Genomic DNA, 15,986 nt, shown 5'->3' with positions numbered 1-15,986 from the left:
TGAATCTCCTTTTCAATTAATGTACATAGAAATGAATACAAAGATGGAACATCTTTGAAAGTGAAGACATCCTTTCTAACAATTATTTTTTTCTGTTTTTAATCCTTTCATTTTGAATCTTCTGCATTTGTTTTGTTCTTTCGGCTAAAGAATCTAAACCAATTTCTTCTCGTAACCTATCAACAATCTGAGGATTTTCAATGGGAAGAGGCACGACCTCCCCGTTTTTGATAATGTCAAATTGAGTGCCATATTTTTAGTTCCGAGTTCACCGTTATCGTGCAGTTCTTTCAAGATCCGTTGATCTTCATCAGCCATCGCTACAAGTTCATTTCTGAGATTTATGTCCATTATTTCCTTTGGCTAATCTAACCAGATAACATGAATATGTTGAAGGTTAAGCCTTCTTGATAACGAAACGCAAGAATAAATATAACTGTTCCAGGGAATGGACTCAATTAAAATTGGCATTAAATTGCAGGCAAGGTAATTGCCCAGAACCCCGCATAAATAAGCTTGACTAAGAAATCCGGGTTTACTAATCTTGTCAGGATTCACCCTGTATATTAATGTTGTCAAATAAAGGGAGGCGATATGCCCGTATATGTGGAGGACCATCCGCTAATAAAACATAAGCTGGGGTTGATGCGTCAAAAAGATATCAGCACCAAGGATTTCAGGGATCTGGCCTCGGAAGTGGCCCGCCTGCTCACCTACGAAGCCACCCAGGATCTTGAGACCGAGCAAAAGGTCATCGAGGGCTGGGCAGGAGAGGTTGAGATCGAAATAATAAAAGGTAAAAAAATTACCATTGTTCCCATCTTGAGAGCGGGTTTAGGCATGATGGACGGGGTGCTTGACCTGATCCCTTCTGCCAAGGTGTCTGTGGTGGGATTTTATAGAAATGAAGAGACGTTAAAGCCTGTACAGTACTATTTTAAAACCGCCTCTGCCATGGAAGAGCGTACCGCACTGATCCTGGACCCCATGCTGGCCACCGGCGGGACTTTAATCGCCACCATTGACCTGCTCAAAGAAGCCGGATGCAAAAGGATCAAGGGGCTGTTTCTTGTGGCCGCCCCGGAGGGCATTGCAGCAGTGGAGAGAAAACACCCTGACGTTGACATCTACACGGCAAGCATTGATGCGCGCCTTAACGACGTGGGATATATTCTGCCCGGGTTGGGGGATGCCGGGGATAAAATATTCGGCACCAAGTAATGTTAAAATAACGGCCATAGGCCGACCTGGTCTATCACCGCCCAGTCCCAGCCCACAGCAAAACATGAAAGTAACTCTGCAACTGGTTGGTACTCTCATTTAAGAAGGAAAATAAAAAAATGCCAGACAATCTGCCGTCATCCACAGATTACAACTTCCAGGTTAAGGACTGTTTCCTGGGGGCCCAGATGCTCTTTGTGGCATTTGGCGCCCTGGTGCTGGTGCCCTTGCTCACAGGACTGAACCCCAATGTGGCATTGTTCACTGCGGGCTTAGGCACCCTGGTGTTCCAGGTCATTACCCGGGGCAAAGTGCCCATCTTTCTGGCCTCTTCCTTTGCCTTTATCGCCCCCATCCAGTACGGCGCCGAGACCTGGGGGATTCCCGGCACCATGTGCGGCCTGGCAGCGGCCGGCGTGGTTTATATCATACTGAGTACCCTGGTGAGGATACGGGGCAGCGAAGTGATCCAGCGGGTGCTCCCAGCTGTGGTCACCGGCCCGGTCATTATGGTTATCGGCTTGAAACTGGCACCGGTGGCCGTGGGAATGGCCACAAGCGGCAGTGACCACTATTCCAAGGCCGCAGCCATGACGGTGGCCTTTATTGCGCTTGCGACCACTGTCCTGGTCTCTTTGCTTGCAAGAGGCATGATAAAACTGATCCCGATTCTGGTGGGCATTGCTGTGGGATACGTTGTGGCCCTTGTCATGGGCATGGTTAGTTTTGATGCCGTGATCTCTGCACCCTGGGTTGCCATACCCGCCTTTGTTCTGCCCCAGTGGAACCTTCAAGCCGTCTTCTATATTATTCCCGTGGCCATTGCCCCGGCCATTGAGCATTTCGGCGACATCGTGGCCATCGGCAGAGTTACGGGAAAAGATTACTTAAAAGACCCCGGCATCCAGAACACCATGCTGGGCGACGGTGTTGCCACCTCTCTGGCAGCATTTCTGGGCGGCCCGCCCAACACCACCTACTCCGAAGTGACAGGCGCGGTAACCCTGACCCGTGCGTTTAACCCGGCCATCATGACCTGGGCCGCCATTACCGCCATCCTGCTTGCCTTTATCGGCAAGCTGGGCGCATTGCTGCAGACCATCCCCGCCCCTGTTATGGGTGGTATCATGCTGCTGCTGTTCGGGGCCATTGCCGTGGTGGGTTTGAACACCCTTGCCCAGGCCCGGGAAGATCTTGTGGCACCGCGAAATCTGAGCATCATAGCCCTGATTCTGGTTTCCGGCATTGGGGGGCTGGCCGTCAAGTTCGGTAATTTTGAACTGTCCGGTATCGGCCTTGCCGGTGTGCTCGGCGTGCTGCTCAATGTGATACTGCCAAGGCCTAAAGAATAGTTTTACTCAAACAAATGAAATAACGCTTGGGTGCCGTTTAATCCGGCGCCCTGGTCTTCCATCTGTTTATAGAGTTTGTAAGCCATATCAAGGCCCGGGGTCTTCATGCCCATGGTTTCGGCTGCAGAAAGGGCAATGCCCATATCCTTTACAAAATGCCGGATGAAAAATCCCGGTGCATCATCCCCCTGGATCATCTTTGGCCCAAGGTTATTCAGGCTCCAGGATGCAGCTGCGCCCTTGCCGATGGATTCAAGTACGGTTTCAGGATCCAGCCCCGCGTGCCTTGCATAGGAGATGGATTCACACACGGCAATCATGGTGGAGGCGATGGCAATCTGGTTGGCCATCTTGGTGTGCTGGCCGCTGCCTGCCTTGCCTTGGTGGACAATATTGGTTCCCATGGTCTTAAAAATGGGCAGGGCACGGTAAAAATCATCCGCCTCCCCGCCCACCATAATTGAAAGCGACGCATTCCGAGCCCCGATATCCCCGCCGGAAACCGGCGCATCCAGCACACGGATATCTTTCTGCCGCCCCTCCTCCCACAATTTTTCTGCAAGGGCAGGATTCGATGTGGTCATATCAATGGCAAGGGCACCGGCGGAGGCATTTTCCAGGATACCGGCCGGGCCTGTGAACACCTCTGTTACATCTGCCGGATATCCCACAATGGAAATAATGACATCCGATGATCCTGCCAGCTCCGCCACACTGTCACACCAGACCGCCCCCTTATCAACCAAGGCGTCGGCCTTCTGTCTTGTACGGTTGTACACACGAACATTGAAGCCTGCGGCCAAAATATGCCCGGCCATGGACTGCCCCATAACGCCCAGTCCGATGAAGCCGATATTTTTATCTGTCATGAGTTCTCCTCTTAAAACAGCTTAACTGTCATTATTGAACATTTTTTCAGGGTGTTATCAATAGCTTTAGCCCCGATATCATAAAGATTAATTTTCGTTCGATCCTAACACAATTTTAGTAATTTGCTGATATACATACAACACTATTGTAACTCAAAGCATAGCTGAAATGACATATGATTTTTAAAGGAGCCCCGGAATACGAATGGAAACGGATATAGATGCAGAAGAGATCAATTTAGAAGAAACCGTTTTAGAAGAAGCTGTTGATTTAAGCACAACCAATCGCTATATCAACAGGGAGCTTTCCTGGCTACAGTTCAATCGCAGGGTCCTTGAAGAAGCCCTGAATCCCAACCACCCCCTGATGGAACGTGTTCGGTTTCTCTCCATTTCCGCCTCCAATCTGGATGAATTTTTCATGGTCCGGGTGGCGGGTCTTAAAGCCCAGGTAAACAAAGGCGCAACAAGTGCAAGCCCGGACAATATGACCCCGTCCGAACAACTTAAGGCCATAGAAGAAGCCGTCATAGAACTCAACAACATTACCCGGGGATGTATTAAGGAGCTGACCTCTGATCTGGAGGCAGCCAATGTTTTTGTTGTCAAGCCCGAACAGCTTACCATGGAGGACCGGGAAAACCTGCTCTTGGAATTCCAGACAAAACTATTCCCTGTGCTCAGCCCCCTTGCTGTGGATCCGGCCCATCCATTTCCCTTTATTCCCAACCTGGGCCATGGCATGATCATGGATCTTATAGATGAAGAGAGCGGGGATGCCATGTTCGCCCTTGTCATCGTCCCTTCCCAGCTCAAGCGTTACATCAGGATACCCGGCAAGTCCATTCGCTTTATCCGCCTGGTATCGGTCATCAGCATGTTCTATGATCACCTGTTCCCCGGATACCGGTTGACGGGATCAGGGGCGTTCCAGTTAATCCGCGACTCAGAACTTGAAATTGATGAGGCGGCTGAAGACCTTGTACGCACCTTCCAATCCGCCTTGAACCGCCGCCGCCGGGGCAATGTAATCCGCCTGCGGGTGGATACCGGGATGCCGGACAATTTAACCACGTTCATCACGAATCAATTCGAGATGACCCCCGAAGATGTGTTCAAATCAGAATATGTGGCGCTGTCCGCGATCAAGGAACTGATATGTGATGACCGCCCGGATCTAATGTTTAGAAAATACCATGCCAGGTTCCCGGAACGTATCCGGGATTTTGGCGGGGACTGCTTTGAAGCCATCTTAAAAAAGGATATTATTGTTCACCACCCCTATGAAAGCTTTGATGTGGTAGTCCAGTTCATCCACCAGGCCAGCCAGGACAGCAACGTGGTTTCCATCAAGCAGACGCTTTACCGCACCAGCAAGGATTCTCCCATTGTCCAGGCCCTGGTGGAAGCGGCAGAGGCGGGAATAAATGTTACAGCCATGGTTGAACTCAAGGCGCGGTTTGATGAAGAGGCCAACATTGAATTGGCTAGAAAGCTGGAACTTGCCGGAGCCCAGGTGGTTTACGGAATCATTGACCTGAAGACCCATGCCAAGCTCTCCCTGGTGGTGCGCAGGGAAGACGGCAAGTTTACATCCTATGCCCATCTTGGTACGGGCAACTATCATCCCATTACGGCCAAAATTTACACGGATCTCTCTTTTTTCACCCATGATCCGCAGATCTGCGCAGAAGTGATGCAGATTTTCAACTACATGACCGGATATGCCAAACCAGCCAACCTTAAAGTTCTGGACATTGCCCCCCTGACCTTGCGCAAACGCATTGTTGAAAATATACAAAGGGAAATCGAATTTGCCGAACAGGGGAAACCGGCCCATATCTGGGCAAAAATGAATTCCCTTGTGGATCCGGTGATCATTGACACCCTTTACCAGGCATCCCAGGCAGGAGTCAGTGTAGACCTTGTCATCCGGGGCATCTGCTGCTTGCGGCCGGGCATTCCCGGACTCAGCGAAAACATACGGGTGAAATCCATTGTGGGCCGGTTTCTGGAACACTCCAGAATTGCCTGCTTTGGCAACGGTCATGAATTGCCGTCGCCCCATGCCAAGGTTTATATATCCTCGGCAGACTGGATGCCCAGAAACCTTGACCGGCGCATTGAAACCCTGGTGCCCATCCTTACCCCCACGGTCCACCGCCAGGTCCTGGACCAGATTATGGTGGCCAATTTAAGGGATAATGAACAAAGCTGGACCCTGAACAGTGACGGCACCTACACCCGAATCGAACCCGAGAAGGAACCCTTCAATGCCCATAACTTTTTCATGACCAACCCCAGCCTGTCCGGCCGGGGATCGGCCCTGCGCCCGGAATTGTTAAAAACCCGGCAGAAACGGTTTCACAAGCCCAAAAGAAAGGCAAAAAAGCCCTGATTAAACAACTTATTTATTAGGGACCCGGGAACAATCATCTGGTTCATCTCTTTTTTTTCTTTGGTTTTTCCAGATAATCGACGCCTTCATCGTTAAGTTCCTTGAGCTTGGCCTCAATTGTTGTGCACAATGTCTTGAGTACTTTGATACGGGCAAAATATTTATTATTCGCCTCTATCATGGTCCATGGGGCATAATGTGTGCTGGTCCTGTCCACCATATCTGTAACCGCCAGTTCGTACTGTTCCCATTTTTTCCGATTACGCCAGTCTTCTTCCGTGATTTTGAACCGCTTGAAGCCGGTTTGCTCTCTGGCATGGAATCTTTGCAACTGCTCTTCTTTAGTAATAGTCAACCAGAACTTGACCACCACCATGCGATGACGGGTGATCTGCAACTCAAACTCGTTTATTTCACTGTAGGCCCTCATCCAGTCGGCCTCCGAACAGAATTGCTCTACCCGCTCCACCAGTACTCGACCATACCAGGATCGGTCAAATATAGTTACGCGGCCTTTACGGGGCAAATGTCGCCAGAATCTCCAGAGATAGGGCTGTTCCCTTTCTTCTTCTGTAGGTGCGGCAATGGGGATAATCTGATACCCGCGTGCATCAAGCGCCCCTGTAATACGACGTATGGCCCCTCCTTTTCCTGCGGCGTCATTGCCCTCAAACACGGCTATGACTGAGGTATATTTAAACTTTGGATCCCTGATCAGCAAATTGAGTTTTCTCTGGTATTTTTTCAGCTTTTTCTGGTACGCCTCCTTTGTTAGGGATTGCGTCATATCTAACGTCTTCAACACGTTGACATTATCAATAGACGGCATAAGGGGAGGAGCGAGGATTTCCGAAGAAGGCTGAGCATCCTTGTTCAACCGTTCTTGAATCGCGTTGAGGATCAGCTTACCGACGGTTAAGTTCCGGTAGCAGGCATCTGATCCTTCAATGATCAACCAGGGAGCTTCAGCGGTTGAGGTCTGACGAATGACCTTTTCGTAAACTTCACGAAACTTGTCGTACTTCTTGAAATGCTCCCAGTCACGCTTGGTGACCTTCCAACGGGTCAATGGGTCTTTTTCCAGCGATTGGAGTCGTTTTTTCTGTTCTTCCTTGGAAAGATGAAACCAGAATTTAATGACCAGTGCCCCCTCATCCACCAACATTTTTTCTAATTTTACTGCCCGGCCCATGCTCTGCTCCAGATCCGCATCCTTTGTTTTGCCATGGACCCTGTTCAGCATCGGCCACGTGTACCAGGACCCCAGGAAAACACCAATTTTACCTTTTGGCGGCAAGGCCATCCAGAACCGCCACATCATGGGGCGATCAAGTTCCTCGTCCGTGGGTTCCCCCATGCCGTGGGTTTGAATAAAGCGGGGATCCATCCATTCGTTCAACAGATTCACAGTGGCTCCGCGGCCTGCACCGTCCAATCCGCCGACTAGGATAATCACTTGAAAAGAGGATGATTCGTTCAATTCCAACTGCACATTGAGAAGTTCCTCACGCAGGGCAGGCACTTCTTTCTTGTAGTCGGATTTAGGTATCTTATGTCCCAACTCGGCAGATTCAAACATGCAGTTGCTCCTTTATGTCGGTTAAATCTCATTTATTTCATACAAAACCAAATAAAAAATTTAACCGGCCATGTTTGGCAATGTCAAGCCTAAAATGCACGCTTATTTGATGCTGTCGAATCCAACCCCCTTCTTTAAAACAGTCATGGGCTGATCTGGTCTATCAGCACCGGGATTCAGCCCAGACCGAGTCCTTTTCACATTACTACTTCAACCCCATGCAATTGGCATAGAAAGAAACAGTCGCCGGCCAGTCGGAAAACACACCAATGACTCCGACATCCTGGGCCAGCACATTGAGCACTTTCAGCATATCTCCGTCGTTGTCAATGGCCGAAGTAATGCTCTGGTAGTACCAGCCGCCGCCTTCTTTCAGCAGACCGGATCGCTCCAGGGTCCAGGTGATGATGTCCAAACCGGACGCTTTGGCGTTCAGGGCATACTCCGAAGCAATGATCTGGTTGTCATTATCAACGGTCAGCAGCGCCCAGATCGGCGGCGCGATGATGTTTACCCCTTGCGCTTTCAGATCCGCCAAATCAGTAACGCAATGACAGTTAGGCGACTATTAACTTTTTATTACCTGGGATCAAGTAAGCGTCAGTAAAAGGCGGGCATATACAACATGCTCAGTAATTTGACCGGGGGGACATCCCAATGAGCTGCTGCTTGGCTTCTGACAACAATATGGGCGACTTTCGGCAGGACGCCATGAACAATTTGTGCCGGACGGTTCCTGAAATATAAACTCTCAGATATGCGGGATGTGCCGCTAACACAATTCTTATATTCTTAGTTTATATTGCTTCAGGTTATTGATCACGTTCATTAACAGCGTGGGGACCTTCATAAAACGGCCACGGGCCGTCCTTGGTCTATCTACACCCAGACTTCGGCCCACAACGAAAGTTGAAAGATCTGTTTTGGTTACACAGATCTTTCTTATAACAGCCATGGGCTGACCTGACATGTCAACACCGAGGTGCAGCCCACAACAAAGTAAGAAAGTATTTCAGTATCTTATGGGGACTTTCTTATAAAAATAGAACTATGTGAGCAAATCTGATATAATATTTTGTAGTGTTGGGGTAAAATAATTTGGAGAACATCATGTCCCTTGATGAACAGAAGAATTTAATAGAACATCACCCGACTCAGGCGAAACAACAAATTTCCACGGACTTTGACCTGAAATCTCCGAAATGGTTCCTGAACAGAGAACTGACCTGGCTGGAATTCAACCGCCGGGTCCTCCATGAAGGGCAGGATTCACGTAACCCCCTTCTGGAGCGGGTCTTCTTTCTCTCAATCGTTGGTTCGAATCTTGATGAATTTTTCATGAAACGTATCGGTGGGCTCAAACAACTGGTAGGGGCCGGGGTCAAAAAGCTGAGTGTCGACGGGCGGACACCGCAGGAGCAGATTGATGACTGCCATATTGTTGTTCAGGACATCTTAAAACAGAACCAAATGTTGGAAGTGGAGTTAAAGACACTGCTCGCTGAAGAGGGCATTATTCTTATCGGCTACGACCAATTGACAAAAGAGCAGAAGACATTTGCCAACATGTTTTTTTTCGATAATGTATATCCACTCCTAACGCCCCAAGGAATGGATCCGGCGCATCCGTTTCCTTTTATCTCCAACCTATCTTTGAATCTTCTGGTCAAGGTAAGCTATCCAAATACGGAGCACGCGTACCTCAACAGAATCAAGGTTCCGGTCGACTCCGGGCTCTCTCCGCGGTTTATAAAGATTGGCGAAGAAGACTTATATGTACCGATAGAGGATGTTATCGCCAACAACCTTGACTTGCTTTTCCCAGGTATGGTTATTGAATCGTGTGATTTCTTCCGGGTGACCAGGAATGCCATTACTGAACGAGACCAGGAGCAGGCTAACGATCTCCTGTCTATGATCGAATCCGCCCTCCGCGACAGAAAATTTGCTGAAATCGTCCGGCTTGAGGTGAACCCGAATATGAGCATGCCTCTACGAGGCATGCTGGCCGCAGAACTCAACATTGATGAAGAAAAGGATGTTTTCGAAGTTGAGGGAATCATGGCGAAGAGGCACCTGATGGACATTGCCGGACTTGACCGGCAGGATTTGCACTTTCCGCTTCATCAACCCGTCGATCATCCGGAGCTGCTTGAAGAGGATCCTAATATCTTTCATATCATAAAGGAAAAAGGGTCCATTCTCTTGCAGCATCCATACGAATCGTTTGATACCTCAGTGGAACGGTTTATAAAGGAGGCCAGTCGGGACCCCAAAGTTCTAGCCGTTAAAATGACACTATACCGGACAGCCGAGCAATCCAGAGTCATACAGTACCTGATTGACGCAGCCCAGAACGGTAAGCAGGTCGCCGTGGTTGTGGAACTGAAGGCTCGTTTCGATGAGTCGGCCAACATCCGCTGGGCCAGATCCCTGGAAGAGGTGGGTATCCATGTGACCTACGGGGTTGTGGACTTGAAAACCCACTCAAAAGTTATCTTTGTGGTACGCAAGGATTTTGACGGTTTGCATCGCTACGCCCATATAGGAACCGGCAACTATCATGCCGGTACTGCCCGGGGATACAGCGACCTTGGTCTCTTTACCTGTGATTCAGTCATCGGTTCCGACCTCACGAAGCTATTCAATTATCTGACGACCGGATATACGGTCGCCCGTAAGTACAAGAAGCTTTTACCCTGCCCCTATATTTTGAAAAAAAAGTTATTGGAGAAGATTGACCGGGAGAGCAAGTTGCAGGCTGAAGGTAAGAAAGGGCTAATCCAATTAAAAACAAATGCCCTTGAGGACAAAGATATCACCACTGCACTGTACAAGGCATCTCAGGCCGGCGTTCACATTGATCTCATCGTCCGTGATTCATGTCGGTTGCGGCCAGGCATTCCAGGACTCTCTGAAAATGTTCGCGTTATTTCCATCGTCGGCCGGTTTCTGGAGCATTCAAGAATTTTTTACTTTCGCAATGATGGTAAGGAAGAATACTTTATAGCTTCGGCCGACCTGATGAAACGAAACCTTGAGAGCCGGGTCGAGGTCTGCGCGCCTGTTGAATCTCCACGCCTGCAGGCCTTATTGCGGGAGATGCTTGATATCCAGCTGAACGACAGGCACAGTTGCTGGGAAATGCAAAGTGACGGCAGCTATGTTCAACTGAAGCCGAAACAGGGTGAAGATGCGCGCAGTTCCTTTGAGCAGCTAATTAAAAATGCGGAAAAGAGGCTGAAAACGACACACCGAATGGTGGTAAAAAAAGGGAAGTCCGCGTTACAGAAGAAATAAGCCTTTATAAGAAACTCTCTGTAACCTACAGAGATGTTTCAATATTCGTTGTGATCCGAACCACGGTCAAAGACCAAGGAGTCAGTGACCGTTATAAAGTAATCCTACAATGTGCGTCAATTTTCAGCAGGCTGGTATAGGAGACTGTCGACCATTTCCAGCCGCCGGAACATGGAGCGTTTTTTCACTTGATGCACATCCTAATACTCTTCTAACACAACTCATATAATTAATAAGCATGGAAGATCTAAAAGGATTGGATTTGACCTTTTTTAACGCTATAGGGAGGACCGGACTTGACCATCAATTGAGTGGTATCTTTTAGCGTTTTCCCCATAACTTTGGTGCTGTTCATATTTTCCAAATTATAATAAATAGAACGCGCCCTCTGTTACATATTACCTATCGATTGATAAAGATCCGTTAGTAAACTTATCCTTAATGACCATAGAAGGGGGGGGTAAAATGGAGCATGAAGTGGATATTGACTGGGTAATTGAGCAATTGAAGGACCGGTACCTTGAGCGGCTGACTGAATTGAAGACAGCCGACAAAAAAGAAAAACCCCTGCTGCATTGCATCGTCATTGGCTATGAATCATCGTTGCAGCTTTTGGGCCAGAAAGATTGGCTACAGGAATACCCGTTCGAACCTTGAAAAACAGGGACACCATAATCAATCTGTGCCGGACGATTCCTGGAATATGGAAATTTATAATGGATATCAAGATGAAGAAAAATGTTTTATTTGTTTGCGCTCATAATTCGGCCAGAAGTCAGACGGCAGAAGCTTATTTCAAAAAAGCAGGCTCAAAAAAATTTGAGGAATCCTACAATGTGCGTGGTACCCTAATGTCGTTTTCTTAATCGGGAATACCGTTTTCGGCAAGGCTTTTATTTTTATACTGAGCATCTTCAGTCACTTCCGCCCCAAACCATTGGGGCGGAACAAACGCCCCGGCTTGCTCCTGGTCACCGAATTCCACCTCACATAAAAAAAGGCCTGCAAGAGCACCTGAAAATTCATCAATCTCTGCAGTGAAGCCGCTATCAAGAACGACTTTGGACCGTTGCTTTTCCACCTGCCGGCCCTGGGTCAACGGCCACAGATAATTGAAGTCCGCTTCATCAATCCTGATTTCCGCTTCGTCCCGGATAAGACCCTGTCCCCGTTTAAAGGTCATGAAAAATGCATCACCTTTCTGGCGAAGCCTGATCTCAACAGAATCCCGGGATTTGGAAATATAGCCCTGCCGAATACAGGTGGTTGACTGCAAAACAATTTCCGGCATCTTTGGCAGCAGGAACTTTCGTTCTATTTCTTTCATTGTACGCTGTTCCCTTAATTTTGAACTTCCTGCCACAATTGTGAATAGGCTGCCACAGCCGCTTCCTTTCCGGCATAGGACAGGGCCGGTGCCCTGTGAACACCCATGCGCTCGATATGTGTAGAAAAAGGTATCCAGGAGTTCATCACCTGTTTATTGCCGGCCCGGATCTCTTCCATGGTCTCAAGGTGCAGGGATTTGCTCTGCTGGACCATGGAAAAAAACGGAAAGATTTTGGATGACTGATAACCCTGTTTTTTAAAAAACACATACAGTTGTTCAAGGGTTCTTTGGGACAGGGTGGTGGGGATCACCGGCACCACAATGCGGTCTGCCACCTTGAAAACATTTTCCGAAAGCAGAGAGATATTGGGGGGGCAGTCCAGTAGAACAATGTCATATTCGCCATCAACCGGTTTCAACGCCTTGTTCAGCCTGGAGCGGCTCTTTTTCATCCGGGATAAAAAAATATCAAAATCCCTGAAGCTCATATTGGCCGGCAAAAGATCCAAATTGTGAAAATCGCTTGCTCTGATGGCATTTGCAAATTTTTTCGTATCTTCAAAAAAAGTATTATTTTTCAATTTTTCGGATGGCTTCACACGGAAATAAAATCCTGAGGCTCCCTGGGGATCAAGGTCGCACAAAAGTGTCCGATTGCCGCTTAATGCACTGGCATATGCCAGGTTGACCGAAGCAGCGGTTTTTCCCACTCCGCCTTTGTTGGAATAACAGGCAATAAGTTTCATAAATCTTTATCTCCCTATGAATCAACCTGGGTGTTGTCTTGTTTACTATCTGTGTTCTTTAAATCAAACAGAGCATTAAACGCCCCCTGTGTATCCGGGCTGTAAAACCGGGACAGATTTTCAATAATCATCCGGCGTTCTGCCAACTGTTTGCGGTAAAGCATGGCCGTCAACGCCCCGATGCTTTCGGCCAGGGCCTTGGCGTTGGCTCCGGTGCCCGGGTAACGGTCAAGACACTGGGCCAGGGTAGCCTGCTGGACAGATTGGTCATTGAAACTTCCCAGGTGCTCCTGTAACCCTTTAAGATTTTTTAGCAGGCGTTTTACCTGTTTGTCGTCGAATAAAGGCTGGGCCGATTCAATCAGGTACCGCAGCTTTTTGCACTGGATGCGCAATGCATGAATGGTCTCGTCCGGGGTCTTATCGCTAATATTGCCGGCAAGCGTGCACACCTTTTTATATCGTTTCAAAATAAGGCCGGCAGCAAAAACTTTGGACGGCGCATCGGCCTTGGGGCCTTTGGGCAAGGCTTTAGGATTCTCAAATAACTTTTGGATGGCTTTTATCTGTTTTTTGTACCTCTTGGATTTAAGCATGGTCTTAACCTTTCCAAAAGCCTCATTCCGATCCTGTTGCAGTAGGTCGAAAAGGACCTCAAGGCCCGGGTGGGCCTGGGGCGGAACCAGGGCAAAATAATCGTCCTTGGATAAAAGATAAACATCCCGGTCCCGCATCAGGTTGGTATCCTGCATAATATCCTTGAAATCCTGCTTCAACTGAACAAGGGTTTCTGTGGCCACCACCCCTTTGAATAAGGTAAGCACGGAACGTACCTTGCGTAGACTGACCCGCCACTGGTGAAGAAATTCAGTGTCCAGATCATCAATCAGTCCTGGTTCGTTGCGGCGTGTCACCTGCAAAAAAGTCTGGACAATCGCACAAAGGCTTTTCCTGGCAGGGGCATTTTCAGACAGACGAATAACCGGCTTGGATGTATAATCCGAGATCTCAAGTTTCAGCACGCCAGCCGGGAGCCCAGGTTTTTCCAATTTTTTCAAAATGTCGCAGATCAAGGCATGGCTGTCGTTGTACCCGCGCATGGGACGGGTCCGAAGCCAGGACCAGGTATTGTTCCCACGATTCAAAGAGACCGATTCAATGCGGCAGCAGGTTTTCTGCTCGTCATCCAGAAGAAGCAATGTATCCCGAATAAGGGTCACCTGACCTGCCGGTGTAAACGCCCGCAAAGGGGACTGATCCAATAGCAGATCCCTGACAGGCCCCAGGGGAAGATCCCGGGCAAATTGCCATCCGGATTCCGGTGCAGTCTGTGCCATTATATCACCTGACCAGCAGATCCTGATTAAATCGGACTCCGTCTGAATTAAAAGGGCATCGGAGTTGTAAACCGCGGCATCAAATGTATCCAGAAGAGTTCCCTCTTGCGGCTCACAGGTATTTCCAGTAAGGGTCATATCTGCATCTTTTAGCTTGGCATTTATCTTTTCGAGATTTATGCCGGTCGGCAGCATAAAAGTTTGCGAAGGAGGCAAATTCATTGTTCTGATTTTCCCTTATTCTTTTTGATGTATTCATGGATCAGATTTTCAATAATGGCCTGAACACTGGTCTCTTTTTCAATGGCCAAAATTTTAAGTGCCTTGAGCACTTTTTTTTCCAGCCTTAGGGAAGTATTCACCTTTCTGATTTTTACCATATTAGATCCTTGTTAATCTTTGTTTCACGCCTTGATATAATGACGTCATTAAACTATGATGTCAACTATTATGGATTCAATGACAAAATACGCCGCCATAGACATCGGTTCCAACGCCGTGCGCCTGCTTTTAGCCATGGTATCGAAAGAAGAGTTCGGACTCAGGGTAAAAAAGATCTCTTGGATGCGCATGCCTATCCGCTTAGGTGAGGATGCCTTTTTACAGGGCGTGATCTCGGATGAACGGGCCTGCAAACTGACAAAAACCATGAATGGTTTTGCAAAACTCATTGATGCGTACCAGCCCGTAGCCGTCAAGGCCTGTGCCACCTCGGCCATGAGGACCGCCAAAAACGGCAGACAGGTATGCCGCAGAATCAAGGAACAGGCCGGTATAGATATTGAAATCATTAACGGCAGACAAGAAGCCCGGTATCTTTTTCAAAACCGCCACAAAATAATGACCTCCTCGGAAAAGGCGGCTTTGTTTGTGGATGTGGGTGGCGGCAGTACGGAAATCACTTTATTCTGTGACGGCAGGGTCCAGGCCAGCCGTTCCTTTAACTTGGGCACCATCCGTTTGCTCAACAACCGGGCCCGGCAGCAGGATTGGGATATTATGAAATCCTGGTTGAAAAAAATCACCCGGGGGCACGAGCCTGTGGAGGCCATTGGCAGTGGCGGCAACATCAACAAGCTGTTTAAGCTGGCCAAGGGCCGTCCCGGCACATGGGTGAAGCTGAAAAAGATAAAAAAAATCCGGGATGAACTGGCTGATTATGCACTGGAAGAACGGATGAAACGCTTTAATTTAAAACCTGACCGGGCAGACGTTATCATCCCAGGGGCGCGGATCTATATTAAAGCCATGACCTGGGGCCGTTGTGAAAAAATTCATGTCCCCATGCAGGGACTTGCCGACGGCATGATCAGGGTCTTGCATGACCAGAGAATGCAGGTAAAGTCAATGGAAAAACACATGCATGCACCCACAATTGAACCGGTACAAGATGAGGCCATAGTCATAGAAGGACCGGATTATAGGATAGTCTGAAAAAATAACAATCGAGAATCCATCATGGCTCTGAATGACGAACCCTCTGAATGACGAACCCATGGACAAGGTGATCTGCATCTGTAAAATACAAAAAGCCCTGATCAAGGTATCCTTGGTCAGGGCTTTTAGAAAAAGAACCGGCGGCGTTCTACTCTCCCACATAGTCTCCCATGCAGTACCATCGACGCTAAAGAGCTTAACTTCCGTGTTCGAGATGGGTACGGGTGTGGCCTCTTCGCCATCGCCACCGGTTACACTGGTCGGACCTGGAACTTCAGAAAGTTCTATTCTTGTCATGTTCCATGGATCCAAATATGTAATCTGTTGCAGTAAATCAATATCAAAATATTGCTATGTTGCAGTCGGATGAAATTTTAGTGAAAATCAAGGCGCAAGCAAAGTCTTTAAATAAGCTGT

The 15,986-nt window shown here is 48.3% G+C and carries 15 protein-coding genes and 1 rRNA gene; 7 read left to right on the top strand and 9 right to left on the bottom strand.

Going from position 1 to position 15,986, the window contains the following annotated elements; translation table 11 throughout:
- Nucleotides 1-82 precede the first annotated feature (82 nt).
- Nucleotides 83-214 carry a hypothetical protein gene (locus B147_RS33165; protein ID WP_281167878.1) on the bottom strand — a complete coding sequence of 44 codons (132 nt, stop codon included), beginning with the start codon at nt 212-214 and terminating at the stop codon, nt 83-85.
- Nucleotides 215-594: 380 nt separating this feature from the next.
- Between B147_RS33165 and upp the strand changes: the two genes are divergently transcribed.
- On the top strand, nt 595-1,221 hold the full coding sequence (upp, locus tag B147_RS0109555) for a uracil phosphoribosyltransferase (protein WP_020586985.1): 627 nt from the start codon (nt 595-597) through the stop codon (nt 1,219-1,221).
- A 119-nt stretch (nt 1,222-1,340) separates the two neighbouring features.
- Nucleotides 1,341-2,573: a uracil-xanthine permease family protein gene (locus tag B147_RS0109550; protein WP_020586984.1), complete on the top strand. Its 1,233-nt coding sequence runs from the start codon at nt 1,341-1,343 to the stop codon at nt 2,571-2,573.
- 2 nt (nt 2,574-2,575) lie between these two features.
- Here B147_RS0109550 and B147_RS0109545 read toward each other — a convergent pair whose 3' ends face one another.
- Nucleotides 2,576-3,442: an NAD(P)-dependent oxidoreductase gene (locus B147_RS0109545; RefSeq protein WP_020586983.1), complete on the bottom strand. Its 867-nt coding sequence runs from the start codon at nt 3,440-3,442 to the stop codon at nt 2,576-2,578.
- 205 nt (nt 3,443-3,647) lie between these two features.
- Between B147_RS0109545 and B147_RS0109540 the strand changes: the two genes are divergently transcribed.
- Entirely contained in the window at nt 3,648-5,840 is a 2,193-nt protein-coding gene (locus B147_RS0109540; protein ID WP_020586982.1) for an RNA degradosome polyphosphate kinase, read from the top strand.
- A 43-nt stretch (nt 5,841-5,883) separates the two neighbouring features.
- Here B147_RS0109540 and pap read toward each other — a convergent pair whose 3' ends face one another.
- Together pap and B147_RS0109530 are read right to left on the bottom strand one after the other, a co-directional pair.
- Complete coding sequence (pap, locus tag B147_RS0109535) at nt 5,884-7,419, bottom strand: polyphosphate:AMP phosphotransferase (protein ID WP_020586981.1); 1,536 nt, start codon at nt 7,417-7,419, stop codon at nt 5,884-5,886.
- Between the two features lie 205 nt (nt 7,420-7,624).
- Nucleotides 7,625-7,957, bottom strand: a complete 333-nt coding sequence (locus B147_RS0109530) for a PI-PLC domain-containing protein (protein WP_020586980.1) — start codon at nt 7,955-7,957, stop codon at nt 7,625-7,627.
- 572 nt (nt 7,958-8,529) lie between these two features.
- Between B147_RS0109530 and ppk1 the strand changes: the two genes are divergently transcribed.
- The 3 genes from ppk1 (at nt 8,530) to B147_RS31135 (ending at nt 11,585) form a co-directional block, all read left to right on the top strand.
- A complete protein-coding gene (gene ppk1, locus B147_RS0109525) occupies nt 8,530-10,719 on the top strand; it encodes a polyphosphate kinase 1 (RefSeq protein WP_020586979.1) in 2,190 nt (729 codons plus the stop codon).
- Between the two features lie 465 nt (nt 10,720-11,184).
- Nucleotides 11,185-11,376 carry a hypothetical protein gene (locus B147_RS0109520; RefSeq protein WP_020586978.1) on the top strand — a complete coding sequence of 64 codons (192 nt, stop codon included), beginning with the start codon at nt 11,185-11,187 and terminating at the stop codon, nt 11,374-11,376.
- A 59-nt stretch (nt 11,377-11,435) separates the two neighbouring features.
- Nucleotides 11,436-11,585 carry an arsenate-mycothiol transferase ArsC gene (locus B147_RS31135; protein WP_245568985.1) on the top strand — a complete coding sequence of 50 codons (150 nt, stop codon included), beginning with the start codon at nt 11,436-11,438 and terminating at the stop codon, nt 11,583-11,585.
- Here B147_RS31135 and B147_RS0109510 read toward each other — a convergent pair.
- The 4 genes from B147_RS0109510 to B147_RS0109495 form a co-directional block, all read right to left on the bottom strand.
- The gene (locus B147_RS0109510; RefSeq protein ID WP_020586976.1) at nt 11,582-12,046 is read right to left on the bottom strand and encodes a CYTH domain-containing protein; all 465 of its coding nucleotides are present in this window, start codon (nt 12,044-12,046) and stop codon (nt 11,582-11,584) included. The genes B147_RS31135 and B147_RS0109510 overlap by 4 nt on opposite strands.
- 14 nt (nt 12,047-12,060) lie before the next feature.
- Nucleotides 12,061-12,795 carry a ParA family protein gene (locus B147_RS0109505; RefSeq protein ID WP_020586975.1) on the bottom strand — a complete coding sequence of 245 codons (735 nt, stop codon included), beginning with the start codon at nt 12,793-12,795 and terminating at the stop codon, nt 12,061-12,063.
- A 14-nt stretch (nt 12,796-12,809) separates the two neighbouring features.
- Nucleotides 12,810-14,270, bottom strand: coding sequence for a CHAD domain-containing protein (locus B147_RS0109500; protein WP_245568984.1), 1,461 nt, complete (start codon nt 14,268-14,270; stop codon nt 12,810-12,812).
- Nucleotides 14,271-14,350: 80 nt separating this feature from the next.
- Nucleotides 14,351-14,512 (bottom strand): ribbon-helix-helix domain-containing protein, encoded by a 162-nt coding sequence (locus tag B147_RS0109495; RefSeq protein ID WP_020586973.1) that lies wholly within the window; start codon nt 14,510-14,512, stop codon nt 14,351-14,353.
- A gap of 79 nt (nt 14,513-14,591) precedes the next feature.
- Between B147_RS0109495 and B147_RS0109490 the strand changes: the two genes are divergently transcribed.
- A complete protein-coding gene (locus B147_RS0109490) occupies nt 14,592-15,566 on the top strand; it encodes a Ppx/GppA phosphatase family protein (protein ID WP_020586972.1) in 975 nt (324 codons plus the stop codon).
- A gap of 138 nt (nt 15,567-15,704) precedes the next feature.
- Here B147_RS0109490 and rrf read toward each other — a convergent pair.
- Nucleotides 15,705-15,821, bottom strand: a 5S ribosomal RNA gene (gene rrf, locus B147_RS0109485).
- Nucleotides 15,822-15,986: the final 165 nt, after the last annotated feature.

It is taken from the genome of Desulfobacter curvatus DSM 3379 (genome assembly GCF_000373985.1).
In the GTDB taxonomy this organism is placed as follows: domain Bacteria; phylum Desulfobacterota; class Desulfobacteria; order Desulfobacterales; family Desulfobacteraceae; genus Desulfobacter; species Desulfobacter curvatus.
Note: the sequence above shows the minus strand (reverse complement) of the source record. Positions and strands in the feature narration are given on the sequence as shown.

Excerpts from the sequence above, each read along its gene's own strand:
- B147_RS31135 (WP_245568985.1), top strand. The coding sequence starts at position 11,436 with ATGGATATCAAGATGAAGAAAAATGTTTTATTTGTTTGCGCTCATAAT.
- ppk1 (WP_020586979.1), top strand. The coding sequence starts at position 8,530 with ATGTCCCTTGATGAACAGAAGAATTTAATAGAACATCACCCGACTCAG.
- B147_RS0109545 (WP_020586983.1), bottom strand. The coding sequence starts at position 3,442 with ATGACAGATAAAAATATCGGCTTCATCGGACTGGGCGTTATGGGGCAG.
- B147_RS0109500 (WP_245568984.1), bottom strand. The coding sequence starts at position 14,270 with ATGACCCTTACTGGAAATACCTGTGAGCCGCAAGAGGGAACTCTTCTG.
- pap (WP_020586981.1), bottom strand. The coding sequence starts at position 7,419 with ATGTTTGAATCTGCCGAGTTGGGACATAAGATACCTAAATCCGACTAC.
- B147_RS0109490 (WP_020586972.1), top strand. The coding sequence starts at position 14,592 with ATGACAAAATACGCCGCCATAGACATCGGTTCCAACGCCGTGCGCCTG.
- B147_RS0109495 (WP_020586973.1), bottom strand. The coding sequence starts at position 14,512 with ATGGTAAAAATCAGAAAGGTGAATACTTCCCTAAGGCTGGAAAAAAAA.
- upp (WP_020586985.1), top strand. The coding sequence starts at position 595 with ATGCCCGTATATGTGGAGGACCATCCGCTAATAAAACATAAGCTGGGG.
- B147_RS0109520 (WP_020586978.1), top strand. The coding sequence starts at position 11,185 with ATGGAGCATGAAGTGGATATTGACTGGGTAATTGAGCAATTGAAGGAC.
- B147_RS0109550 (WP_020586984.1), top strand. The coding sequence starts at position 1,341 with ATGCCAGACAATCTGCCGTCATCCACAGATTACAACTTCCAGGTTAAG.
- B147_RS0109540 (WP_020586982.1), top strand. The coding sequence starts at position 3,648 with ATGGAAACGGATATAGATGCAGAAGAGATCAATTTAGAAGAAACCGTT.
- B147_RS0109510 (WP_020586976.1), bottom strand. The coding sequence starts at position 12,046 with ATGAAAGAAATAGAACGAAAGTTCCTGCTGCCAAAGATGCCGGAAATT.
- B147_RS0109505 (WP_020586975.1), bottom strand. The coding sequence starts at position 12,795 with ATGAAACTTATTGCCTGTTATTCCAACAAAGGCGGAGTGGGAAAAACC.